Origin of the sequence: Pseudomonas sp. Z4-20, assembly GCF_051131955.1 — a bacterium.
Classification (GTDB): Bacteria; Pseudomonadota; Gammaproteobacteria; order Pseudomonadales; family Pseudomonadaceae; genus Aquipseudomonas; species Aquipseudomonas marvdashtae.
The window spans coordinates 2,729,447-2,752,423 of sequence record NZ_CP071641.1; the positions used below are offsets into that span (position 1 = coordinate 2,729,447).

Here is a 22,977-nt window from a genome sequence, read left to right on the forward strand (position 1 = left end):
TGGGCCCGCCGCGAAGGCCCATCCATGGGCCAGCGCGGCTATCCCGGCATCCATGCCGGGATACCCACGGAGCAACGCCTGCGTTCGGCCGGCGTGGTTAACGGGGCGCTGAGATCAACGTCCGCCGCGAGGCGGCCTTAGAGCCGACCTGGTTCTAGAGGGGACCGCGTATCTCCTGTGAGTGCGGGTTTGCTCGCGATGGCAGTTGGCAGAATGACGAAAGTACCTTGGTTTTCACTCCCACAAGCAAATGCCGCTTTCGAAAGCAAACGATAAACCTGTGGCGAGGGAGCTTGCTCCCGCTGGGCTGCGCAGCAGACCCAAAACCACTCAGCAAGGTGTATCTGGATAATCAGAGTTGCATTTTACGACTGCTGCGCAGCCGAGCGGGAGCAAGCTCCCTCGCCACGGGGGTATCGTTTTTCTTGAGTGCTGCAGCAAGCAGGCTCGCACAGGAAAAACGCAGTCCCACCCAAACCAGGTCGGCTATCAGGCCGCCTCGCGGTGGACGTTGATCTCGGCGCCCCGTTAACCACGCTGGCTGAACGAAGGTATTGCGCAGTGGGCAACCCGGCATGGATGCCGGGTTAGCCGCGCTGGGCCATGGATGGCCCTTCGCGGCGGCCCACGGAGCAATGCCTTCGTTCAGGCACACCGAGCCTAGGCGAGGTGCCAAGTGGTGGGGCAAAAGCGTTTTGCTTACTTTTACGCTTTATAAAAGTGAGTCGCTGTAAAAGCGAAACCGCCAGTAGCCTTCACTAAAAAACCGGATATACACGCAAAAATCCGAAAAACACCACCAGAAGCGCACTCAAGCAGGTGGAGTCTCTTCCAACCTAAGCAACGTCTCAATCCGCGCCGGGCTGAAGGGCGGACGGGGAAGGGGCGGCGTCCAGCCCAGCAAATGCTCCAGCGCCGCACCACAAATCCGCCCCTGACAAGCCCCCATGCCACAACGACTCGCCAGTTTCGCCTCACGCCAGTTCCCATGACTGCTCAGCTCGCCAAAAGACACGTCCTCACAGCGACAAACCAACGTGTCATCCCGAACCAACTGCTTCAGGCGCAAATCCAGCGCAAAGGCAGCGTTCAGCGACCGGGCAAAACCCTGCCATCGCGCCCGACGGGGCCACAAGCGCTGGGCCGCCACGGTATCGCCGACGGCGGCGTGGCCGGCGATGGCGCCTTCGACCAAGGCCAGTTCGCTGCCGCCAAAACCGGTGCATTCACCTGCGGCGTAAAGTCCGGGGCGAGTGGTGGCTTGCCAGGCATCGACCGCGAGGGCCTGTCCTCCAAGGGCGCAGCCCAATGCCTGGCCCAGCTGGGTGTTGGGAATAAGGCCGAAGCCGCAGGCCAACCGGTCGCAGGCCAGTTCAACGGTTTTGCCGTGTTGCTGCAGGCGCACGCCTTCGAGCTTATCTGTTCCGAAGGCTTCCAGCAGGTGGGTGGCGGTGCGGTAGTGCCCGTCGAACAGGCTGAACGATTGCAAGAATTTACCCGGCCAGCGCGGCAGCTGCATGGCGAAACCGGCCACGGCCGAGCGGCTGGCCTGTTCGGCGATTCGTAGCACCTGCGCCCCGTGATGTCTGGCCGTGGCCGCGCTGGCCAGCAACAGTGGGCCGCTGCCGGCCACCACCAGACGTTCGCCACGCACCGGCAAGCCGCCCTTGATCAGCGCTTGCAGACCGCCGGCGCCGGTGACGCCGGGCAGCGTCCAGCCGGGGAAGGGCAGCAGCAGCTCGCGGGCACCGGTGCACAGGATCAAGCGGTCGTAGCTGATCAGCCAACCCCGCTCGGCATCTTCCACCAGCAGGGTTTTCTCAGCGGCACTGGCGATCACCCGGGTGCCGGTGCGGCACTGTATGGTGCTGCAACCTTGCAAGCGGTCGCGTAGCCGCTGTGCTTCGGTGGGAAGGTGGGCCTGGGGACCGTCGCGCCAGATCTGTCCGCCCGGGATCGGGTTATCGTCCAGCAGGAGGATGTGTGCGCCGCTGCTTGCCGCCGCGAGGGCTGCCGCCATGCCGGCCGGGCCGGCACCGACGATCAGGATGTCAGTGGATTCGTTCATGGTCGGGTTCGCACCTGCATGCCTTCGTGGCACAGCGTCTGGCAGGCCAGCCGCCGACAACCGTCGATCATCACCCGGCATTCCTGGCAGACGCCCATGCCGCACAAGGGCGCGCGACGCTGGCCGGTCACCGAGGTGCGGCTGCAGCCGTCCGCGCCCAGGGCCAATGCCGCCGCGACGCTAGTGCCATCGGCGACCGACAATGGACGGCCATCAAGAAATAATTCAGGCATGGGCCGGTTCTCCCAGGAAGCGCTGTGGCAGGTAAGGCTGCGGGACAAGCGGCGAAGCTTCATTGAACAGCTGCGCGGCCAGCAGATCGGCGGTCGCGGGGGCAGTGGTCACGCCCAGTCCTTCATGACCCACCGCCAGCCACAGGCCCTTGCGCTGTGGATGTTGACCCACCAGCGGCAGGCCGTCGGGGCTCGCCGCGCGAAAACCGGTCCAAGCCCGAATGCCGTTGAGCTGCGCCAGTCCTGGCATGTAGTCCACGGCGCGCTTGAGCATCTTGGCCAACATCCAGCCTTCAACTTGTGGATCGACGTTGCCAAATTGCCGCGAGGCGCCGATGAATAATTGCCCGGTGGGTCGCGGCTGGATATTGCACGCCACCGATGGCCCGCTGGCGTTGTGGGCGCTGGTGACATAGCCCAGCTCGACCAGTGTGTGGGTGACGCTGGCGGGATAGCGATCGGTGATCAACAGATGCCCTTTCTTGGGTTCGATCGGCAGCTCCGGGCACAGCCCGGTGGCCTGGATGCCGTTGGCCAGCACCACTGCCTCGGCGCTCAGCCAGCGACCATCGGCGAGGCGTACGCGGTGGCCGTCGACTTCGCTGACTTCGGCGCGCTGTTGGCGAATGTTGTCGTGATCGAGCATCCACTGGGCAGCGGCGGGCGCATAGAGAATGCCGTCGCCCTTGATCAGCAACCCACCTTCCAGGCCGGCCCGCAGCTCCGGTTCGCGCTGGTGCAGCGCGGCGCAACCGATCAGTTCGCAGGCCTCGCCGTGGGCCAACAGGTTCAGGTATTTGCTGTGGGCCACGGCCATTTCTTCGGCGTTGGCCGCCAGCCACAGCGTACCGTTATTGCGCCAGGCGCAGCTGTGGGGCAGGGCGGGCGCCAGTTCGCGCCATCGCTGCAGGGAATATTGGCTCAGGGCCAGTTCCGCCGGGTTGTCATCGAGCACCAGCAGGTGGCCCATGCCGGCGGCCGTGGCGCCGTGCCAACCGGCGTCCAGCACCAAGACCCGCAAGCCACGCCGGGCCAAGGTCCGGGCGCAGGCGGCGCCGATGATCCCGGCGCCGATGATGATCACATCGGCGGCGTGGCCTTCGCTCACGAACGAATGCCCCAGGCGAACGGGTCGTCCGGGTCGATGACCAGCGTGGTTTCCGCGCTGATGTAGGCTCGGCCGCGAATGGTCGGCACGATGCGCTCGCCCGAGCGCTCATAAGAACCTTCGAATTGGCTGCCGATGACACTGGCCTGACGCCAGATCTGCCCAGGCTGCAGTTTGCCGTCCGCCGCCAGGCACGCCAGCTTGGCGCTGGTACCGGTGCCGCACGGAGACCGGTCATAGGCCTTGCCCGGGCAGAGCACGAAGTTTCGGCTGTCGGCATGGGGATCCTCGGCGAACAGTTCGATGTGATCGATCAGCCCGCCGTCCTCGCCACGAAAGCCTTGTTGCTCCAAAGCCTGCTGGACCGCAAAGGTGTAGGCGGTCAGCGCGTCGAGGTTGTCACCGGCCACGCGCTGGCCGTGGTCGGCGACCAGGAAAAACCAGTTGCCGCCCCACGCCACATCGCCCACCACCGGGCCGATGCCAGGCACCTCCAGGCGCAGCGCCTGACGATAACGGTAGGCCGGTACGTTGCGCACGCTGACGCTGTGATCGTCATGCAGGGTCGCCTGCACGGTGCCCACTGGGGTTTCGATGCTGTGCACGCCGGGGCCGATCCGGCCCAGGTGCGCGAGTGATGCAACCAGGCCGATGGTGCCGTGGCCGCACATGCCCAGGTAACCGCTGTTGTTGAAGAAGATCACCCCGGCACAGGCCGACGGATCCACCGGTTCGCAGAGCAAGGCGCCCACCAGCACATCGCTGCCGCGTGGTTCCAGCACGCACGCGGTGCGCCAGGCGTCATGCTGGCCGGCCAGCCGTTGCCGGCGCTCGGCCATGCTGCCTTGGCCCAAGTCGGGGAAACCGTCGGTGACCAATCGGGTCGGTTCGCCGCCGGTGTGGGAATCGATCACGGTGATGCGTTTCATGGCGCCACGTCCGTTCAGGTGAGTGAACGCAAGCGTGGCCCGCGTCGGGGGTTGGCGGCTTGAGGGTTTTATCTGCCGTGGGTGACGAAATCGGCACAGCGTCGATGCGTTACCGGCTCGAAGGCAGGAACTCGAACAGCGTCTTGCAGACGCCGGCGATGTGCTCGTCCAGCAGCTTCACCGCGCGCTCCACATCACCGGCGCGGCAGGCATCGACGATGTCGCGGTGCTCATGGTCGGCGCGTTCCTTGCCGGCGGACAAGCTCATCTGCATGCGCAGGTAACGCTCCAGCTTGTCGTGGACCGAGCGGATCAACCCCACCATGAAGGGTCGTTGCGCCGGCTCGTAGAGGCAGGCGTGCAGCTGCCAGTTCAGCTCTGCCCAGCGGCCGACGTCGTCTTCGCCGATGAATTCCCGGCAGATGCTTTCAGCCCGGGCGAAGGTCGCTTCGGTCATGTTGGGAATCGCCAGGCGCAGGACTTTGTCTTCCAGCAGCATCCGCACCTCGAACATCTGCGCCAGCTCGGCCTCGGACATGCGCGTGACCATGGCCCCGCGGTTGCGCTGGAACATCACCAACCCTTCGGCCTCCAGGCGCTTGAGGGCTTCGCGCACGGGGATCTTGCTGACGTTGAACTGCCGGGCGATGTCGTCCTGGCGAATCGGCTCGTCCTCGGCAAAATGTCCGGCCACGATGGCATCGCGCAGATGCCGGGTGATGATTTCCGAAGTGGAGGGGGTGTTGCCCAGATCAGGCAGGTTGAACTTGGATAAAGTCACGGCGGCAGGTCGTTCGGCTGATTTGGGGATATGGTATACGAATTCGTCGCCGATAAATCCCCTTGCCATTTAAGTACGCGTACGTTCAGCCGTGAGACGGTTGGGCGGTGAAGGCAACTGTCCGCACGATCAGCAGCCCGGTGATAGAGGCACCTGCCAGCAGCGCCAGGCCGAACACGATCAGCGCGACATCAGCGCCGAAATGATCGGCCAGCAACCCCGTCACCACGACCGGAATACTGAACCCGACATAGGCGAACAGGAAGAATCCGGCCGTGACCCGGGCCTTCTGCGCACCCGCCATGGCGGTGATGGCCGACAATCCACCCAAGTACAGAAAACCGTAGCACGCGCTGCTGGCGCCCAGTGCGCCCAGCAACACGGCGGGCAGCGAACCCTGGCTCGCGCCCCAGGCCAGCAGGGCGTAGCTCAAAGGCAAAATCAACAAGCCCAATCCGGTGGCCCTGGCCGGGTGCATGCGGCGTACCCACGGTTGAAAGATCAACCCACAACTGATGACCGTGAAGGTCGACAGGCCGGACCATTGCTGCAAGTCATGAGCGGCGAGCACCGAGGGCAGGATGGCGATCACCAGGCCCGACGTCGCCCAGGCCAGCAGCATGGAAAAGCTGTAGGGCAGGCTGCCACTGGGAAACACAGGCAGGCGCAGCAACGGCGCATGCTTGATTCTCTCGGCGGGGTCCGGCAGGCGCCAGACCACGACCAGGGCCAAGGCAGCGAGCACCAACTGCAACCAGAAGCTGCCAGGCGTGACGCTGGGAAGGGCGAGCAAGAACAGGCTGGTCAACGCCGCGCCCAGGCCAAAGCCCAGCGACGTACTGGCCGTGACTCGATTAGCCGGCGAACGGGCGTCGCACGTCGGCATCAGCTCCATCATGTACGCAGTCGAAGTTGCGGAGGCCAGCCCGGTGCCGACGCCCATCATCAGGCGCGCCACCCCAAGGGCGATCAGGTTTGGCCAGAGCACGGTGACCACCGTCGCCAGCATCGACAGGCCAAGCGCCGCAAGGATCAGCGGCTTGCGGCCCACCCGGTCGGCCAATCCGCCGAAGGCCAGCAGCACCGGCAGCACGCCCAACACATAACCGGAAAACGCCACCGCCGTGGCAGCGGCGCCATAGCCGGACAACTGCGCATAAGTGGTATACAGCGGCGCCTGCAGATTGACCGCCAGGGTGATCAGGCAAAGGCCGAAAGCCAATCCCCATGAGTGTCGTTGCTGTGCGTTCAAAAGTGCTCCTTGAAGCGAGGTAGAGAGTCCTTGGGACTATCACGTCAGGGCACCGCGCAAACAAGGAACAGACAGTCGCCTTTTATGCTTAACTGTTCGTCCAAAATGAGAGAACACTTGATCGAGAACCCGCACCATGGACCTGAAGATCGATCGCAACGCTACGGGGCCTCTGCTGCGGCACCTCGTCGCCCAAATCACGGGCTGGATCAACACCCATGGCGTTCGTGCTGGCGCCCGAATGCCTTCGATCCGCCAACTGGCAACGGAAAATGACCTGAGCCTGTCGAGCGTGATCAAGGCTTATGACCAGTTGGTGGCCAGCGGGGTGCTGGAATCCAGGCATGGCTCGGGTTTTTTCGTGGCGCAACAGTTGCCCGAGGCGTTGGCGTCGCAAGCCGAGGACACGGTCGCATGGCCGTTGTTCGATCAGCAATCGACGCAACTCAAGCTGGGGTGCGGCTGGCTGCCGGACGCGTGGCGTGACGACACTGATCTGGGCCAGGCGATCCGCCAGGTGGTGCGCAGCGACAATCAGGCGCTGTTCAACTACAGCACACCGTTGGGCTCCGCTCATCTGCGCCTGCACATCCAGAAACGCCTGGGCCTGATTGACATTCATGTCGATCCTCGTCAGATCCTCACCACCCAAGGCGCCAGCCACGGTCTCGACCTGTTGGTGCGTACGCTACTCAGGCCGGGTGAACTGGTGCTGGTGGAAAGCCCAGGTTATTACAACCTGTTCAACCTGCTGAAGTTGCACGGGGTCAGGACTCTGTCGGTCCCGAGAACCGCTCAAGGGCCGGACATCGCCAGCCTGGAGCGGCTGCTCGAAGAGCATCGACCTTCGTATTTCTTCATCAACAGCATGTACCAGAACCCCACCGGCACGAGCCTGGCGCCCAGCGTGGCGTATCGCCTGTTGCAACTGGCGACACTGCACGACTTTCGCCTTATCGAGGACGACATCTATGCCGACTTCCAGAACGGCCCGACGTCTCGCCTGGCCTCCCTCGACGCCTTGGACCGGGTGATATACCTGGCGAGTTTTTCCAAGACATTGTCCAGTTCGTTGCGCATCGGTTACGTGGTCGCCCAACCCGAGATCATCAACCGCCTGGCCGAGATCAAAATGGTCACCGGCATCGGTTGCTCGTTGCTGGCGGAAAACGTCGTGGCAACCTTGTTGGCCAACGGCGCGTATCGCAAGTTGATCCAACGCTTGCGCCTGCGCTTGAACAAGCAGATGGCGAGCACGCTGCGTCAGCTCGATCCGGCTTATTGGCAGGTGTTCGCCGAACCCAGCGGAGGCCTGTTCGTGTGGGCCAGGCCGCGGCACGTGCCGGCCGAGCGGGTGCAGCAGATCGCCGCGCAACTGCAAGTGCAGCTTTCCCGGGGGTCGACGTTCTTGCCCCAAGGTGAAGCGTGTGACTGGTTGCGGTTGAATGTGGCGTACACCCAGGATGCCCGCGCGCAGGCTTTTTTCAGACAGATCGAGAATGACTCGACAATTGGCACAACGGTACTAATGGGAACGAATATCAAATAGCAATGATTTGCTGTATCTTTCGCGACACATTCTTGTCGGTCCACCAGAGGGCCGACGTTCTTTTGGTTAGGATTGTGGTCGATGCGTCGGATACTCGTTTCACTGTGTGTGCTCCAGGCTTATTCAATTCCCACGTGGGCAGACGAGCCCAGCCTTGCAGGCAGGGCACCTCTGGAGCTGCAAGCCACTGATATCGTAGGCACCGCGGATTTCGAAACCGCCCAGGGGCCAGTGAAGGGTTATCGCGCGACCCGTTCGGCCAGTGCCACGCGCACCGACACCGCGATCCATGAAACCCCGCAGTCCATCTCTGTCGTGTCCCGCGACGTCGTTGAAGACCTCAGCGCCACTCGCCTGCAAGACGCGCTCGATTACGCCGGCGGCGTAGGCCGGGCCAACAACTTTGGTGGCCAAGGCTTGACCACGTTCACCGTGCGCGGCTTCACCACGGGTGAGTTCTACCGCAACGGTTTTCCGATCAATCGTGGCTACCCGAACATGCCCGATGCCAACACCATCGAACGACTGGAAGTCTTGCGCGGCCCGGCGACGATGCTTTATGGCCGTGGCGATCCCGGCGGCACTTTCAACGTGGTTTCCAAGCAACCGCTGGCCGAGCGCGCGGTGACCCTGGGCAGCCAGGTCAGCGACCAAGGGATGCGCCGAGGCACCCTGGACGCGTCCGGCCCCTTGGACGAAGAAGGGCGGTTGGCGTATCGCCTGAATGTGATCGGCGAGGGCGGCGACACGTTCCGCGACGATGTCGAGACCGAACGCTATGGCGTTGCGCCCGTGGTCTCCTGGCAGGTCAACGACACCACGCGCCTGATCTTCGAAGGCGATTTCATGCGCAACAATCATCCCCTGGACCGTGGCTTGACCCACTACGCCGGGCAGCGTGGCACGGCGTCCCGCGACACTTTTTTCGGCGAAAAAGACGTCGGCAAACTGCACAACGACAACAGCATGCTGCAGGTGCGTTTCGAGCACATGCTCAACGATGACTGGACCCTGGCCGGCGGCACCCAGTGGCTCGACGGGACGCTTCAAGGCAATGCGGTCGAAGGCAACGGCATCGCCGCCGACGGACGTACCCTGGGGCGCAATTTCAACTACCGCAAGCTCGAATGGACCGACCGCGACACCCAGCTCAACCTCACCGGGCGTTTCTCTACCGGCGGGTTCGAGCACACGCTGCTGACCGGCGTGGAGTATGAAGATTATGACTACCAGTCGATCATTCGCCGCTCGTCCGGCGCCGTCGGTGCCTATCCGATCGACATCTTCGATCCGGTGTCTGGTCAGCCGCGTCCGGCATTGACCCGCACGCCCACCGACGACCAGGAAAACCTCAAGACGTTTGGTGTGTTCGTCCAGGATCAAGTGGCGCTGACCGAGCGTTTGAAGGTGTTGGCTGGTGCGCGTTTCGAGCGGTTCGAGCATCAATATGAGACGTTTGTGCCTGTCCCGGCTAACCAACGGCCAGGCAGCCGCAACTGGGACGTCACCGAAAGCGCGGTCACGCCGCGCCTGGGCGTGATCTACGACCTGACCGACACGGTGGCCGTCTACGCCAACACCGCCCGTTCGTTCAAACCCAACAACGGCGCCAGCCGCGAAGGCGGTGGGTTCAAGCCGGAAGAAGGCAAGTCCTACGAAATGGGCGTCAAATGGGAAGCCCTGGATCGCCAGTTGAGCGTCGATGCGGCGGTGTACCAGATCGAAAAACGCAACGTCTTGACCCCGGATCCGCTGGATTCAACCTTCAATGTGGCCGCTGGCGAAGTGCGCAGTCGTGGTTTCGACCTGAACGTGGCGGGCAACCTGACACCCGAGTGGCGAGTGATCGGCGGCTACGCCTACGTCGATGCCGAAGTGACCAAGGACGCGAACATCCCCACCGGCACTCGTTTGCTCAACGTGCCCAAGAACACCTTCAGCCTGTTGAACATGTACGAGTTCCAGGACGGCGGCCTCAAGGGGCTAGGCCTGGGCGTGGGCACCAAATACGTCGATGAGCGGGCCGGTAACACGGCGGCTACCACCTTCACCATGGACAATTACACCGTGGTCGACCTGCTTGGCTACTACAAGGTCAACGAACGCATTCGTCTCAACCTGGACCTGAAGAACCTGTTCGACGCCGATTACGAAGAGGGCGCGTTTGGTGGTGTCTACGCCTATCCGGGCGCGCCGCGCACCGTGCAGGCTGGGATTTCCTACACGCTGTAACTGCCAAGTCCCATGAAAAAACCCGAAGGTCCTGCCTTCGGGTTTTTTTGTTTTTACCACTTGCCGGTGCTCATTCCGCCGTCCACCGGCAGGATCGCGCCGGTCGTGAAATCCGCGCTGGCGAGGTACAGCACGGCGTCGGCGATCTCGTCGATGGTGCCCACCCGACCGGCCGGGGCCAGGTTGTTGAGGAAATCGCGGTGCGCCGGGTCATGCATGGGCGTGTCGATGATGCCGGGTGCCACCGCGTTGACCTTGATGTTGTGGGGCGACAATTCCAAGGCCAGGGCGCGGGTCATCTGGTTCACACCGCCCTTGATCAGTACCGGCAACGCGGCCGGCACCTGGATGTTCGGTTGCAAGGCCACCGAGGCGGAGATGTTGATGATGAAACCCTGCCGGCGGCTGATCATGTGGGCGGCCGCGGCCTGACTGGCGTAAACCAGCCCTTTGAGGTTGGTGTCCAGCAGCGACTCGAGATCCTGGGGGCTGTATTCAACGAAGGGTTTTGGCAGGAAGAAACCGGCGTTATTGACCAGACCATCCACGGCACCGAAGGCTTCGATGGCTTTGCCGATGAGGGCGGTTGAAGTCGCAGGTTCGGCAATGTCGCCGGCCACGCCGATGAAATTGGCTGGATGACCCAGTTGCCCCGCCGCGTCGTCCAGGCCAGCCTGGGAACGGGCGTTGCCCACTACGTTATAGCCGCGTGCCAGGAACGCCTTGACCAAGCCAAGGCCAATGCCGCTGGATGCGCCGGTGATGATGACGGTTTTTTGATTGCTCATGATATTGACTCCTGATCACGTTGAGTTGGGAACCGCTGCGGCGGTTTGGCCGCTGGTTGTGATCAGGGTATTGGTGCGCTTGGGTTTGATAAATATGGCTTCTGGTACTTGAGTTGATACGTGGTGTAATTAATGCTCGGCTTCGCTGTAAACAGTGCGGGATGAGGTCTGCAGGCACAAAAAAAGCCCGGTCATCGGGCCGGGCTCGGGAGGGACTGAATATTATTCCTTGGGTTGGCTTCGAAACTCCGTCGTCGTTATCCCTGCATAGCCCCAGTTATCGGTGTCGACTTCCTCGATCACGATGTGGGTCAGGTGTGGATCCTTACCCAGCACGCGCTGCAAGGTTTCGGTGATTTCGGAAATCACCTGGGCTTTCTGCTCGCGGGTAACGCCATCGCGGGTGATACGAACGTTGACGAAAGGCATGCTGCACTCCAATTGAACAAATGTACGCAGGAAGAGCCCCGCGCAATCGAGGCCACTGTATTTATACGCCACGGGCTGATAAACAGGCATTGGGAATATTCAGTTGATACGCGGTGTAATGAATCATGAAGCGTCATTTCGAAGACTTGCAGTTGGGCAGCATCGAATTGTTCTGCCTGGCGGCGGAGGCGGGCAGTTTTACCGCGGCGGCCCAAGTCGCGGGCGTTACCCCGGCGGCGGTGAGCCGTTCGATCTTTCGCCTGGAGGAGCGCCTGGGGGCGCGGCTGTTCGTGCGCACCACCCGCAGCATCCGGCTGACCGACGCCGGCCGGACCTATTTCGAGCAATGCCGCCAGGCGTTGACGCAACTGGTCGAGGCGCAACAGGAAATGATGGGCGCGCAGTCTGTGCCGTCCGGACAGCTGCGCATCAGCGTGCCCACGACCTACGGTCATCATCGTATCCTGCCGCTGCTGCCGGTGTTTCGCGCGTTGTACCCGCAAGTCAGCGTGGATATCCATCTGAGCAACCGCAACATCGACTTCGTCGCCGAGGGTTACGACTTGGCGATACGGGTCCGGGCCCAGCCGGATTCCTCGATGATCGCCCGGTTGTTGGAGGATGCCAGGCTGGTGGTGGTCGCCGCGCCGGATTACTTGCGCAAGGCAGGCACGCCGCAGACGCTGGAAGACCTCGACGTATATGACTGCATCCAGTTTGAATTGCCCAGCAACGGGCGCCGTATCTCCTGGCTGTTCAACGTCGAGGGCAAGGAAAGGGAAGTGGTTGCTCAAGGGAGTTATTGCTGCTCCGACGATGTGCTGGGTGGGGTGACGCTGGCCAAGCATGGCGCAGGATTGTTCCAAACCTATCGGTTCATCGTTGAACAGGAACTGGCGGACGGGCAACTGGTGGAAGTGCTTGCGCCTTTCTCCGGGCGCTCGCGGCCGTTCACCTTGCTGTATCCCCATGGCCGGTATGTGCCGCAGCGGGTGCGGGCGTTTGTGGATTTTCTGCTGGAGTACCGCACGCAGTGGGCGACGGATTGAGTAACTCTGACCTGTGGCGGGGGGATTTATCCCCTCGCCACAATGGATCACCCCAAGCTCAAATGATGCGCCACGGAGGTTTCCCGGCTTAACCCGCGATCAGAACCGGAACGCCTGACGCCCGATCAACAGCCATTTGCCGTTCTGTTTCTGCCAGATCTGGAAGTTCTCGATTTCGGTCGGGACCACTTCGGTGCCCTTGAGCGCCTGCGCGGAGAAATGGTTGCGCACCAGCGCTACGTCGCCTGACAGGGTGATTTTCTGGTTTTTCATTTCCAGGGTCTTGAACGCACTCTTGCCGGTTTCGATGTCGGCGATGAAGGCTTTCTTGTCCTGGATGTTGCCGCTGGAGTGGCCGTAGGTCAGGTTTTCGGCGGCCAGGGCCTGAAGCTGAGGGATGTCCTTATGCAGCATGGCCTGGGTCAGGTGATCGACCGCTTGGGCGACTTCTTTCTCGTCCGAGGCGGGCGCAGCGGCGACATAGCCGCTGAAGAGGCAAACGAAACCGACAAGCAGGGTTGCTATTCTCATGGGTCTTTCCTTGTTGTTGTAGGTATCAGGAATACGAGCGTTGCGCGCTCGTCGGTCATCGTACAACTTGTCAGGGAAGACTGGAATAGGCCACGGGTGTGACCCCGGTAATCAAACCCCGTCCCGAACCGCCCCGCGAATTCCTTCCAGCAGCATGGTGAACGCTGGATTGTCATTGTCCTCGCGCCACACCAAGTGCAGCTCGCTCTGCACGCCTTGGCCCAGGTCGATCTCGCGAAACACCACGTGCTTGAACACCACGCTGGTCGCACAACGCGGCACCAGCGCCAGGCCCATGCCGGCGTTGACCAGCGCCAGGATGGTCAGCGACGACCCCAGCCATTGCACGAACTGCGGCGCGACCCTGGCCGAGCGCAGCATGCCGGTGAGCAGTTCGTTGAAGGGCGGGTAGGCGGAGTGGGAGTACATGAGGAAGGGTTGCCCATCCAGATCTTGCACGCTGACAGACTCGGCGCTCGCCAGCGGATGTTCGGCGGGCACGGCCAAAACGAACGGCTCGCGCACCAGGCATTCAGTGGCGTAGCCGGTTTCCAACAGCGGTGAGCGGACGATGCCCAAGTCGGTGCGTCGGGCCCGCAGGGCTTCGTGTTGCTGGTAGGTGTTCATCTCCGACAGGACGATTTTCACCTGCGGTTGTTTCAGCCGCGCCTCGGCGATGACTTTGGGCAGGAATTCATACACCGCGCTGCCAACGAAGCTGATGGTGACCGAGCCGATGTCGCCCTGGGCGAAACGTTTGGCGGCCACGGCGGCTTGCTGCGCTTGCTGCAACAGGTTCTGCGCTTCGATGAAAAACGCCCGGCCGGCGGCGGTGAGGGCGACGCTGCGAGTACTGCGAGTGAACAGCTCGACGCCTAGGTGATGTTCCAGCAACTGGATCTGCCGGCTCAAGGGTGGCTGGGTCATGTTCAGGCGTTCGGCGGCGCGGCGGAAGTTGAGTTCGGTCGCCACGGTGGTAAAGCAGCGCAGTTGGGCCAGTTCAAACATTGATTCAATCCGGGTATCAATCAAGTGCCAAGTTAGATTAGACGGGAACAATCCCCTGCGTCCATCATCGCACCGCTCTTCATAAAGAAAGCCCCACAAAAACAATATTGAGAGGCCCCCTTGAATCACATTCCAGATTCAACCCTGGCCATCACTTCGTTGGTCGCCGCCGTGGTGATCTTCTTCGCTCGTACCACACCCAAGCGCGACCCCCCCAATTCATTGTCCGGCCGGCGTGAAAGCGTTGCCGACGCCCAATCACCGGAAAAACCCCAAGCCCTGAACCCTGGCCCATCGGGAGCCGCTGTATGAAGATCAAACGCGTCACCGTGACACCCATTGCCTTTCGCGATCCACCGTTGCTGAACGCCAGCGGCATCCACGAGCCGTTCGCGCTGCGTTCGATCATCGAGATCGAAAGCGACAACGGCTACATCGGCCTCGGCGAGAGCTACGGCGATGCGCCGGCCCTGGCGATTCAGCAACAGGTCCAGAGCCAACTGATCGGCCTGGATCCGTTCAACCTCAACCAGTTGCGGGCCATCGTCCAGGCAACAGTCGCGGCCCATAAACCCGCGAGCGTCGCCGGTGCGGAACTGGCGCCGGGCTCTCACGCGAGCAAGGCGGTGAGCAATGCTTATTCGGCATTCGAGGTTGCCTGCCTAGATTTGCAGGCGCATTACCTGAACGTGCCGCTGGTGGATCTGCTGGGCGGCGCAATCCGTGACGAAATACCGTTCAGCGCCTACCTGTTTTTCAAGTACGCCGAGCACGTCGATTCACCGTACCCGCCGGACAGCTGGGGAGAGGCACTCAACGAGCAACAGATCGTCGCCCAGGCCCGGCGCATGATCGAGCAATACGGCTTCAAGAGCATCAAGCTCAAGGCCGGCGCCTTGGAGCCGGAACATGAAGTCGCCTGCATCAAGGCGTTGAAGCAGGCGTTTCCAGATCACCCGTTGCGCATCGACCCGAATGGCAACTGGTCGTTGGAAACGTCCATCCGCATGGCCGAGCTGCTCGGGGATGACCTGCAGTATTACGAGGACCCGACGCCTGGGCTGGAGGGCATGGCCGAGCTGCACAAACGTACGGGCTTGCCGCTGGCGACGAATATGGTGGTGACCGATTTCGACGAGTTTCGCCGCAGCGTGGCCCAGGACAGCGTGCAGATCGTCCTCGCCGACCACCATTATTGGGGCGGGCTGCGGGACACCCAAGTGCTGGCGAAGATGTGCGACACCTTTGGCCTCGGGGTGTCGATGCATTCCAACTCCCACCTGGGCATCAGCCTGATGGCGATGGCCCACGTGGCGGCGTCGGTGCCAAATCTGGATTATGCCTGCGACACCCATTACCCCTGGCAGGAACCGGATGAAGAAGTCATCAAGGGCGGCAAGCTGCCGTTTGTCGATGGCTGCGTGAAAATCACCCGGGCGCCGGGTCTCGGACTGGAGCTGGACCGCGATCAACTGGGCAAGCTGCATGAGCAGTTCCTCAGCTGCGGTATCCGCCAGCGTGACGATGTCCGGCAGATGCGTCGCTACCGGCCGGATTGGAAAACCGTCAAGCCGCGGTTCTGAGCTGAAGGCGAGGGGGCCTGCTGCGCAGGCCAGCGGGAGCAAGCTCCCTCGCCACAAGAGCGGGTCCGACTTCATTCCCAAGTACGGATACACCCCCCGTGGCGAGGGAGCTTGCTCCCGCTGGGTTGCGCAGCAGCCCCGGAACCAGACAACTCGGTGTCACTGCTCATTGAGTTGATCCTGCTGCGCAGGCCAGCGCTGCCAAAGCCCCCGCCAGTCCACACATTCGGGGACGATCAGAAAAGCCGTGTTATGTTATCCGCTTTCGTTCGGTAGGAATTCTCATTCCTGGCCCGGCACGGACCACCGACTTTCCTGAGTATCGCCATGAGCCTATCCCCAAGCGCGACAACACCGTGCGCTGTCATCGCTCCGTCCCTCGCGTCCAGCACCGCTAAAACCGCTACCCGTTTGCTTGCGATCGATGCCCTGCGGGGTTTCGTCATGTTGCTGATGCTGGTTGATCACGTACGCGAGACTTTCCTGCTGCACCGTCAAGTCACCGACCCCATCGATGCCTTGAGCGTGACCCCGGACCTGTTTTTCACGCGTTTGCTCAGCACGCTCTGTGCGCCGGTGTTCATCCTCCTCACCGGCTTGTCGGCCTGGCTCTACAGCCAGAAACACACGGCCAGTGAGACGTCGGTGTTCCTGCTCAAGCGCGGCCTGTTCCTGGTGTTCCTGGAACTGACCTTCGTGTGTTTCGCCTGGAATGCCGAGTTCCCGCCCAAGACTCTCTGGTTGCAGGTGATCTGGTGCATCGGTATCTGCATGATTGTCCTGGCGGCGCTGCTGCATCTCAAGCGCAGCTGGCTGATCGTGCTGGGCTTGGCCATCGTTGCCGGGCACAACCTGCTGGACGGCGTGGTGTTGGGGCCGGATTCGCCGTTTTTCGTGCCATGGTCGATCCTTCACCAGCGGGCATTCATCGACATCACTGAGTTCACCCGGGCTCGTACCACGTATCCGGTGCTGCCTTGGATCGGCGTGATTGTTCTGGGCTGGGCCATCGGGCCTTGGTTCGGCAAGGACATGGAACCCGCTGTCAGGTTGCGGCGGTTGTTCACGGTCGGCATCGGCCTGCTGGTCGCCTTCGTGCTGATTCGCTACCTCAATGTGTATGGCGACAAACCCTGGGTGCACACTGGTGACGCGCTGCGCACGTCCATGAGTTTTCTGAGCGCCACCAAGTACCCGCCATCGCTGATGTTCCTCCTGCCGACGCTCGGCGTGGGCTTGATCCTGCTGGCAGTCTTCGAGAAGGCCCAGGAGAAGGGCAGCATCGCGGTGCTGGCGGTCTATGGGGGCGCGCCGATGTTTTTCTATCTGCTGCACCTGTACGTGCTCAAGGCCATGTACCTGGTCGCCGTGATGATCTGGGGCACCAACCAGGGCGCCTACTTCGGCTTCGATCAGTTGCCGATGGTCTGGTTGTGGAGCGTGTTGCTGGGCGTCGCGCTGTTTTTTCCGACCCGTTGGTTTGCAGCCTTGAAGCAACGTCGTCGCGACATCGCCATCCTCAAGTACCTTTGAGTTAAAGGAGGGGGCGCACGTACGGGGCCGAACGGAGCCATTAAAACGCCGTCATTTGGTCGGCGTTTTTACCTCGAATGCAAAAATGCGCTTCGGTCTGCTTATTTCCTTCTGTAAACTCCCCCCGCTGCGACAATCGGGCACGGCCACGCCGGGCCCGATCCAGACCGTTTTGCAGTGTCCCTCACCCAGCTGAAGCCAAGACCTACAAGAAGACAGCGCCGGAGAGACATAAATGTGAGGCCGATATTGCTCGGCCCTGTAGGTCCATCCTCCAGTCCATTCGATACCCGCCCGCTGGCTGTGCCGGCATGGGCGTGGTCATCCCTCGAACAGGATTGGAGGGCGGAATGGCGTTTTATCCTAGGGATACACACATGTTGAAGAAAACACATACGGCGCTGCTGGGCCTGGCGATGGCGATGGGTCTTGCGACCACGCACGCCGCCGAGCCGAAAAAAGTGGATGTCTTGCTCATTGGTGGCGGCATCATGAGTTCGACCCTCGGTGTCTGGCTCAACGAGCTGGAGCCGGGCTGGACCATGGAAATGGTCGAGCGCCTGGACGGTGTTGCCGAAGAGAGTTCCAACGGTTGGAACAATGCCGGTACCGGTCACTCCGCGCTGGCCGAGCTGAACTACACGCCGGAAGACAAGAACGGCAAGGTCGACATCTCCAAGGCTATCGAAATCAACGAAGCCTTCCAGATTTCCCGCCAGTTCTGGTCGTGGCAGGTCAAGAATGGCGTGCTGAAGGATCCGCGCTCGTTCATCAATTCCACGCCGCACATGAGCTTTTTGTGGGGCGACGAGAACATCGCGTTCCTGAAGAAGCGCTACGAAGCTCTCCAGGCCAGCCCGTTGTTCGCCGGCATGCAGTATTCCGAAGATCCTGCGCAGATCAGCAAGTGGGTTCCGCTGATGATGCAAGGACGTGACCCGAGCCAGAAAGTCGCGGCCACCTGGAGCCCGCTGGGCACGGACGTGAACTTCGGTGAAATCACGCGCCAGTTCGCCACCTACCTGCAAACCAAGCCGAACTTCTCGCTCAAGCTGTCCAGCGAAGTGGAAAACATCACTCGCAACGAGGATGGCTCCTGGCGCGTTTCGTACAAGAACCTGAAGGACGGTACCGAAACCGAGACCGACGCCAAGTTCGTGTTCATCGGTGCTGGCGGCGGTGCGTTGCACCTGCTGCAGATGTCCGACATCCCCGAAGCCCGTGAATACGCTGGTTTCCCGGTGGGTGGTTCGTTCCTGGTGACCGAGAACCCGACCATCGCCCAGCTGCACTTGGCGAAGGCCTACGGCAAGGCTTCAGTTGGCGCGCCACCGATGTCGGTTCCGCATCTGGACACCCGCGTGCTCGATGGCAAGCGCGTCATTCTGTTTGGCCCGTTCGCCACGTTCTCCACCAAGTTCCTGAAGAACGGCTCGTACTTCGACTTGCTGACCAGCACCACGACCCACAACGTGTGGCCGATGACCAAGGTCGGTATCGAACAGTACCCGCTGGTGGAATACCTGGCCGGACAGCTGATGCTGTCGGACGAGGACCGTTTCAACGCGCTGAAGGAATACTTCCCGGAAGCCAAGCAGGAAGACTGGCGCCTGTGGCAAGCCGGCCAGCGTGTGCAGATCATCAAGCGTGATGAAGAGAAGGGCGGCGTGCTGAAACTCGGCACCGAAGTCGTTACATCCCAGGACGGCAGCATCGCCGGCCTGCTGGGTGCTTCGCCAGGCGCCTCGACCGCTGCGCCGATCATGCTGACCGTGCTTGAGAAGGTCTTCAAGGACAAGGTTGCGACCCCGGCCTGGCAGGAAAAACTGCGCCAGATCGTCCCGAGCTACGGCACCAAGCTCAACGAGAGCCCAGAGCGCGTAGCCCAGGAATGGGCCTACACCAGCGAAGTCCTGCAACTGACCCCGCCACCGGCTGTCGGCAAGGCAAACGCCGCGGCAGCACCGGCCAAACCGGCTGCTGACCGTGAGGCCAATCCAGCGGCTGACATGGCGCTGTAAACCGGACGCCGTCTGGTAAAAAGAAACGCCGCTCCTGGAGCGGCGTTTTTTTCGGCTATGATTTTTCGATCCCAGCCGAGGATCCTACCCATGACACGTCTCACCGCCAGGGACTTTGCTCCCGAACTGCTTGAACTCTACGACTTCTACGCCCATGGCCAGATTTCCCGGCGGGTCTTCCTCGAACGGGTCAGCCAATTCGCGGTGGGCGGGCTCACGGCGGGTGCGCTGTTGGCATCGTTGAGCCCCGATTATGCCCAGGCGATGCAGGTGAACTTCACCGACCCGGATATCCTGGCGCAGTACATCACCTATCCCTCGCCAAACGGCCACGGCCAGGTGCGTGCCTACTTGGTGCGGCCAGCCAAGGCCAGCGGAGCTACGCCCGGCGTGGTGGTGGCTCATGAAAACCGGGGGTTGAACCCATACATCGAAGACGTCGCCCGGCGCGTCGCCAAGGCCGGGTTCGTCGCGCTGGCACCCGATGGCCTGACATCGGTGGGCGGCTATCCGGGCAATGACGACAGGGGGCGCGAGCTGCAACAGCAAGTCGACCCGGAGAAACTGATGAACGATTTTTTCGCCGCGATCGAGTTTCTCGGCAAGCATGAGGCCGTGGGCGGGAAAAAAGTCGGCATCACCGGTTTCTGCTACGGCGGTGGGGTGGCCAACGCGGCCGCGGTGGCGTACCCGGAACTGGGCGCGGCGGTGCCGTTCTACGGACGCCAACCCAAACCCGAGGACGTGTCGCGGATCAAGGCGCCGCTATTGATCCACTACGCTGAACTCGACACGCGGATCAACGAAGGCTGGCCGGCCTATGAAGCGGCGCTCAAGGCCGGAAAGAAGGACTATCAGGCCTACATTTATCCAGGCGTCAATCATGGCTTTCACAACGACTCGACACCGCGTTATGACGAAGCGGCAGCTGATCTGGCGTGGTCGCGAACAATTGACTGGTTCAAGCGCTATCTCGCCTGAACGCCCGCCAACAAAACCCGCGCCATGGCGGTCTGCGTACTCGCTTCAATGATGGCTGTGTTCTGTCCCTGTGCCCGCCTCACCGGCGAAGAACTGCTGATAACGCTGATCAAAATCCTCCGCCAACTGCGCCAACGTAATGCTGCCCAGGCGCTTTAGCAGCAACGCCTGCGCCTCTTCGAACGCGTCCGTCAGCGCCGCGTTCACCGCCTGTTCCACCAGGCATTGCGGGTGATCGGTGGACAGGCCGATGGCGAAGATGGAGGTGCTGCCCAGCGCTTGGTGGATGTCGAGCAAGGTCATGTCCGACAAGGGCTTGGCCAGGCTCCAACCGCCGCGATGGCCTTTTTCCGACGTGACGTAACCCTGTTCCTTGAGCAGGGCCATGGTCCGGCGCACCACCACGGGATTGGTGCCAAGCATTTGCGCGAGGGTATCGGAGGTGGCGGATTGCTGATGCCGGTCCATATGGATCAGTACGTGCAGCATGCGGGAAAGACGCGTGTCGTTTCTCATGAAAATATCCGAAGGTAAAACCGTGTGGAGTATCGCCTGTAATCGCAAAAGTTACGAGACTATTGACAGTTGTTTTTCAAGAAACATACGATGTGTCGAGACTTTCCCACGCCCTCGTAAACATCTTGGAGAACGCTCATGGAATACGACGTCATCATTGCAGGCGGCAGCTATGCCGGAATGTCTGCAGGTCTTCAATTGGCCCGTGGCCGCCGCAAAGTGCTTGTCATCGACGCAGGCGAGCGTCGTAATCGGTTTGCCGCGACATCCCACGGCTTTCTCGGACAGGACGGCCGGGCGCCCGATGACATTGCCGATGACGCCCGAACGCAGCTCCTGGCGTACCCGACGGTGAAATGGGTTTCAGACACCGCAACGCACGCTGCCAGGCAGGAGGAGGGCTTCATCGTCGAAACCACCCACGGGCAACGCTACAGCGCTCATCGGCTGTTGCTCGCCACCGGGGTAATTGACGAACTGCCAGCGGTGCAGGGACTGGCGGAACGTTGGGGGCAAAGTGTCTTTCATTGCCCGTACTGCCATGGCTATGAGTTGGACCAGGGGCCGATTGGCTCCCTGGCGACCTCGCCGATGTCGCTTCACCATGCCTTGATGCTGCCAGACTGGGGGCCGACGACTTTCTTCACCAACGGCGTGTTCGAGCCGGATCCTGAGCAGTTGGCGAGTCTTGGGCAGCGCGGTGTTACCGTGGTGGAGGAGCCTGTCGAGCGCATCGAAGGCGAACAGGCCAACGTTGTGTTGGCCAGCGGTCGTGTGATCGCCATCGCCGGTCTGTTTGTCCTGCCGCGCACCCGGGTCGCCAGCTCGATCGCGCAAACGTTGGGCTGTACGTTCGAGGACGGCCCACTCGGGGCTTTCATCCAGTGCGACCCGATGACGCGTGAAACCAGCCTGCCGGGGGTGTTTGCCTGTGGGGATGCGGCGATGCCGTTCGGCTCGGTGGCGCTGGCCGTGGGCGATGGGGTGAGGGCGGGTTCGGGGGTGCATCGGTCGCTGATTTTCCAAACCCACCCTTGAGACTTATACCTGTACAGCCCCGGTCAGCACGGCGAAGGCGAGCATCACCAGGCTGACGCCCCAAGCCCAGAAAAAGGTATAGGCCATGTGCTTGCGCAGTTCGACACCGCTGAGGGCCAGGGCCAGGTAGACGCTGGGCACGACCGGACTGATGGAAAAACCGGTGTTCTCGCCGATCAGCATGGCTCGGGCCACCGCTTCGAGAGGAACACCGGCGGCAGCCGCTACGTCCTTGATCACCGGTAGCAAGGCGAAATAGTAAGCGTCCGGCGAAAAAATCATGCCCAGCGGGACGCCGAAGAACCCGACAATCACGTGCAGGTACTGGGCGGATCCGGCGGGCAGGATGTCGATCAGTGCCAGGGCCATGCCGTCGGACATTTTCGCGCCGGAGAGCACGCCCAACAGCACGGCGGCGGCCATCATCACCAAGACCATTTGCAGTGCATCGGAGGCGTGGGCCTTGAGGCGTTCGGCCTGGGCGTCCAGGGACGGGAAGTTCAAGGGCAGGGCGATGCCCAGCCCGACCATGAAACAGGCATACAAGGGAAAAATACCGGTGAACAGGCACGCGAGGATCACGCCAGTCAGGGCGACGTTCAGCCAGTAGCGCAGCTCGCGGGGCGACAGGCTGAAATCGCGTTGTTGAGTCTGCAGGTTGTCGATGTCACACGTCGCCGCCGCGCCTAGGGACATCGGTTGGCGACGCTGGGCGCGCGTTCCGAGGATGGTCGCCACCCCGAGCATGCACGCCAGGCCCACCATCTGTACCGGCAGCAAGCCCAGCCATAGCTCGGTGGCGTCGAGCCCCGACACCGCGGCGGCGCGGGCGGTCGTTCCGCCCCAGGGAACCATATTGACGACCCCAGCAGTAGTGCCGACCAGGCACAACAGCATCGTCGAACTCATGTTCAAGCGTTTGTACAAGGGCAGCAGTGCCGGGATGGTCAGCAGGAACGTCGCGGCGCCAACGCCATCGAGGTGCACCACCGAGGTCACCAACACCGTCACCAAGGCCACCGCCAGCGGCTTGCCGCCGGTGCTGCGGATCAGCAGGTTGACCAACGGATCGAACAATCCCCGATCACGCATGATGCCGAAGAACAGGATCGCAAACAGAAACAGCGCGGCGGTCGGAGCCACGGTGAGCAAGCCGGCCTTGATGAACTCGCCGATCTGCCCGAGGTTGAAACCGGCCAGCAGGCAAGCGACCACGGGGAGGGTGGTGAACGCCACCACCGGACTGATCCTGCGCAACAGTATCAATCCGATAATGACCAGCATCATCAGGAAACCCAGGGTTGTAATCATGTTGCAGCCTCTCTTTTTTATTGTTGTCGATGGATCG

General features: G+C 61.9%; 21 protein-coding genes. 9 read left to right on the top strand and 12 right to left on the bottom strand.

Features of this window, described 5'->3' with window-relative positions:
• Positions 1-811: 811 nt before the first annotated feature.
• From J3P82_RS12490 to J3P82_RS12515, 6 genes are all read right to left on the bottom strand, one after another.
• Positions 812-2,068, bottom strand: a complete 1,257-nt coding sequence (locus J3P82_RS12490; RefSeq protein WP_434563477.1) for an FAD-dependent oxidoreductase — start codon at positions 2,066-2,068, stop codon at positions 812-814.
• The gene (locus J3P82_RS12495; protein WP_434563479.1) at positions 2,065-2,301 is read right to left on the bottom strand and encodes a 2Fe-2S iron-sulfur cluster-binding protein; all 237 of its coding nucleotides are present in this window, start codon (positions 2,299-2,301) and stop codon (positions 2,065-2,067) included. Before J3P82_RS12495 ends, J3P82_RS12490 begins: the two co-directional genes overlap by 4 nt.
• Positions 2,294-3,409: an NAD(P)/FAD-dependent oxidoreductase gene (locus tag J3P82_RS12500; protein WP_434563481.1), complete on the bottom strand. Its 1,116-nt coding sequence runs from the start codon at positions 3,407-3,409 to the stop codon at positions 2,294-2,296. The genes J3P82_RS12495 and J3P82_RS12500 overlap by 8 nt, the downstream gene beginning before the upstream one ends.
• A complete protein-coding gene (locus J3P82_RS12505; protein ID WP_434563483.1) occupies positions 3,406-4,338 on the bottom strand; it encodes a 4-hydroxyproline epimerase in 933 nt (310 codons plus the stop codon). Before J3P82_RS12505 ends, J3P82_RS12500 begins: the two co-directional genes overlap by 4 nt.
• A gap of 109 nt (positions 4,339-4,447) precedes the next feature.
• The gene (locus J3P82_RS12510; protein WP_186632101.1) at positions 4,448-5,119 is read right to left on the bottom strand and encodes an FCD domain-containing protein; all 672 of its coding nucleotides are present in this window, start codon (positions 5,117-5,119) and stop codon (positions 4,448-4,450) included.
• A gap of 85 nt (positions 5,120-5,204) precedes the next feature.
• The gene (locus J3P82_RS12515; protein ID WP_434563485.1) at positions 5,205-6,371 is read right to left on the bottom strand and encodes an MFS transporter; all 1,167 of its coding nucleotides are present in this window, start codon (positions 6,369-6,371) and stop codon (positions 5,205-5,207) included.
• 136 nt (positions 6,372-6,507) lie between these two features.
• Between J3P82_RS12515 and J3P82_RS12520 the strand changes: the two genes are divergently transcribed.
• Both J3P82_RS12520 and J3P82_RS12525 read left to right on the top strand, forming a co-directional pair.
• Positions 6,508-7,920, top strand: a complete 1,413-nt coding sequence (locus J3P82_RS12520; protein WP_434563487.1) for a PLP-dependent aminotransferase family protein — start codon at positions 6,508-6,510, stop codon at positions 7,918-7,920.
• Between the two features lie 81 nt (positions 7,921-8,001).
• Positions 8,002-10,152: a TonB-dependent siderophore receptor gene (locus tag J3P82_RS12525; RefSeq protein ID WP_434563489.1), complete on the top strand. Its 2,151-nt coding sequence runs from the start codon at positions 8,002-8,004 to the stop codon at positions 10,150-10,152.
• 53 nt (positions 10,153-10,205) lie between these two features.
• Here J3P82_RS12525 and J3P82_RS12530 read toward each other — a convergent pair whose 3' ends face one another.
• Both J3P82_RS12530 and J3P82_RS12535 read right to left on the bottom strand, forming a co-directional pair.
• A complete protein-coding gene (locus J3P82_RS12530; protein ID WP_434563491.1) occupies positions 10,206-10,940 on the bottom strand; it encodes an SDR family NAD(P)-dependent oxidoreductase in 735 nt (244 codons plus the stop codon).
• 222 nt (positions 10,941-11,162) lie between these two features.
• The gene (locus J3P82_RS12535) at positions 11,163-11,369 is read right to left on the bottom strand and encodes a tautomerase family protein (protein ID WP_434563493.1); all 207 of its coding nucleotides are present in this window, start codon (positions 11,367-11,369) and stop codon (positions 11,163-11,165) included.
• 125 nt (positions 11,370-11,494) lie between these two features.
• Between J3P82_RS12535 and J3P82_RS12540 the strand changes: the two genes are divergently transcribed.
• Positions 11,495-12,418, top strand: a complete 924-nt coding sequence (locus J3P82_RS12540; protein WP_434563495.1) for a LysR substrate-binding domain-containing protein — start codon at positions 11,495-11,497, stop codon at positions 12,416-12,418.
• Positions 12,419-12,517: 99 nt separating this feature from the next.
• Here J3P82_RS12540 and J3P82_RS12545 read toward each other — a convergent pair whose 3' ends face one another.
• Positions 12,518-12,949: a nuclear transport factor 2 family protein gene (locus tag J3P82_RS12545; RefSeq protein WP_434563497.1), complete on the bottom strand. Its 432-nt coding sequence runs from the start codon at positions 12,947-12,949 to the stop codon at positions 12,518-12,520.
• Positions 12,950-13,060: 111 nt separating this feature from the next.
• Positions 13,061-13,957 (bottom strand): LysR substrate-binding domain-containing protein, encoded by an 897-nt coding sequence (locus J3P82_RS12550; RefSeq protein WP_434563499.1) that lies wholly within the window; start codon positions 13,955-13,957, stop codon positions 13,061-13,063.
• Between the two features lie 120 nt (positions 13,958-14,077).
• Here J3P82_RS12550 and J3P82_RS12555 point away from each other — a divergent pair, with 120 nt between their 5' ends.
• The 5 genes from J3P82_RS12555 to yghX all read left to right on the top strand — a co-directional run bounded on the left by J3P82_RS12555 (position 14,078) and on the right by yghX (position 20,075).
• Entirely contained in the window at positions 14,078-14,269 is a 192-nt protein-coding gene (locus J3P82_RS12555; protein ID WP_434563501.1) for a hypothetical protein, read from the top strand.
• Positions 14,266-15,540, top strand: coding sequence for a glucarate dehydratase family protein (locus J3P82_RS12560; protein WP_434563502.1), 1,275 nt, complete (start codon positions 14,266-14,268; stop codon positions 15,538-15,540). Before J3P82_RS12555 ends, J3P82_RS12560 begins: the two co-directional genes overlap by 4 nt.
• A gap of 327 nt (positions 15,541-15,867) precedes the next feature.
• Positions 15,868-17,073 carry a DUF1624 domain-containing protein gene (locus tag J3P82_RS12565; RefSeq protein WP_434563504.1) on the top strand — a complete coding sequence of 402 codons (1,206 nt, stop codon included), beginning with the start codon at positions 15,868-15,870 and terminating at the stop codon, positions 17,071-17,073.
• A gap of 377 nt (positions 17,074-17,450) precedes the next feature.
• Positions 17,451-19,094: a malate dehydrogenase (quinone) gene (gene mqo / locus J3P82_RS12570; RefSeq protein ID WP_434563506.1), complete on the top strand. Its 1,644-nt coding sequence runs from the start codon at positions 17,451-17,453 to the stop codon at positions 19,092-19,094.
• Between the two features lie 90 nt (positions 19,095-19,184).
• Positions 19,185-20,075 carry a YghX family hydrolase gene (gene yghX, locus J3P82_RS12575; RefSeq protein ID WP_434563508.1) on the top strand — a complete coding sequence of 297 codons (891 nt, stop codon included), beginning with the start codon at positions 19,185-19,187 and terminating at the stop codon, positions 20,073-20,075.
• 45 nt (positions 20,076-20,120) lie between these two features.
• On the opposite strand, the gene J3P82_RS12580 is transcribed toward yghX, so the two are convergent.
• Positions 20,121-20,591: an Rrf2 family transcriptional regulator gene (locus tag J3P82_RS12580; protein ID WP_434563510.1), complete on the bottom strand. Its 471-nt coding sequence runs from the start codon at positions 20,589-20,591 to the stop codon at positions 20,121-20,123.
• A 138-nt stretch (positions 20,592-20,729) separates the two neighbouring features.
• Between J3P82_RS12580 and J3P82_RS12585 the strand changes: the two genes are divergently transcribed.
• Positions 20,730-21,629, top strand: coding sequence for an NAD(P)/FAD-dependent oxidoreductase (locus J3P82_RS12585; RefSeq protein WP_434563512.1), 900 nt, complete (start codon positions 20,730-20,732; stop codon positions 21,627-21,629).
• Between the two features lie 3 nt (positions 21,630-21,632).
• On the opposite strand, the gene J3P82_RS12590 is transcribed toward J3P82_RS12585, so the two are convergent.
• A complete protein-coding gene (locus tag J3P82_RS12590; protein WP_434563514.1) occupies positions 21,633-22,940 on the bottom strand; it encodes a CitMHS family transporter in 1,308 nt (435 codons plus the stop codon).
• Positions 22,941-22,977: the final 37 nt, after the last annotated feature.

Bases quoted from the DNA above. Each gene is read 5' to 3' on its own strand.
- J3P82_RS12505 (WP_434563483.1), bottom strand. From the start codon at position 4,338: ATGAAACGCATCACCGTGATCGATTCCCACACCGGCGGCGAACCGACC.
- J3P82_RS12490 (WP_434563477.1), bottom strand. From the start codon at position 2,068: ATGAACGAATCCACTGACATCCTGATCGTCGGTGCCGGCCCGGCCGGC.
- J3P82_RS12580 (WP_434563510.1), bottom strand. From the start codon at position 20,591: ATGAGAAACGACACGCGTCTTTCCCGCATGCTGCACGTACTGATCCAT.
- J3P82_RS12560 (WP_434563502.1), top strand. From the start codon at position 14,266: ATGAAGATCAAACGCGTCACCGTGACACCCATTGCCTTTCGCGATCCA.
- J3P82_RS12525 (WP_434563489.1), top strand. From the start codon at position 8,002: ATGCGTCGGATACTCGTTTCACTGTGTGTGCTCCAGGCTTATTCAATT.
- yghX (WP_434563508.1), top strand. From the start codon at position 19,185: ATGACACGTCTCACCGCCAGGGACTTTGCTCCCGAACTGCTTGAACTC.
- J3P82_RS12545 (WP_434563497.1), bottom strand. From the start codon at position 12,949: ATGAGAATAGCAACCCTGCTTGTCGGTTTCGTTTGCCTCTTCAGCGGC.
- J3P82_RS12540 (WP_434563495.1), top strand. From the start codon at position 11,495: ATGAAGCGTCATTTCGAAGACTTGCAGTTGGGCAGCATCGAATTGTTC.
- J3P82_RS12585 (WP_434563512.1), top strand. From the start codon at position 20,730: ATGGAATACGACGTCATCATTGCAGGCGGCAGCTATGCCGGAATGTCT.
- J3P82_RS12530 (WP_434563491.1), bottom strand. From the start codon at position 10,940: ATGAGCAATCAAAAAACCGTCATCATCACCGGCGCATCCAGCGGCATT.
- J3P82_RS12520 (WP_434563487.1), top strand. From the start codon at position 6,508: ATGGACCTGAAGATCGATCGCAACGCTACGGGGCCTCTGCTGCGGCAC.
- J3P82_RS12535 (WP_434563493.1), bottom strand. From the start codon at position 11,369: ATGCCTTTCGTCAACGTTCGTATCACCCGCGATGGCGTTACCCGCGAG.
- J3P82_RS12550 (WP_434563499.1), bottom strand. From the start codon at position 13,957: ATGTTTGAACTGGCCCAACTGCGCTGCTTTACCACCGTGGCGACCGAA.
- J3P82_RS12495 (WP_434563479.1), bottom strand. From the start codon at position 2,301: ATGCCTGAATTATTTCTTGATGGCCGTCCATTGTCGGTCGCCGATGGC.
- mqo (WP_434563506.1), top strand. From the start codon at position 17,451: ATGTTGAAGAAAACACATACGGCGCTGCTGGGCCTGGCGATGGCGATG.
- J3P82_RS12565 (WP_434563504.1), top strand. From the start codon at position 15,868: ATGAGCCTATCCCCAAGCGCGACAACACCGTGCGCTGTCATCGCTCCG.
- J3P82_RS12590 (WP_434563514.1), bottom strand. From the start codon at position 22,940: ATGATTACAACCCTGGGTTTCCTGATGATGCTGGTCATTATCGGATTG.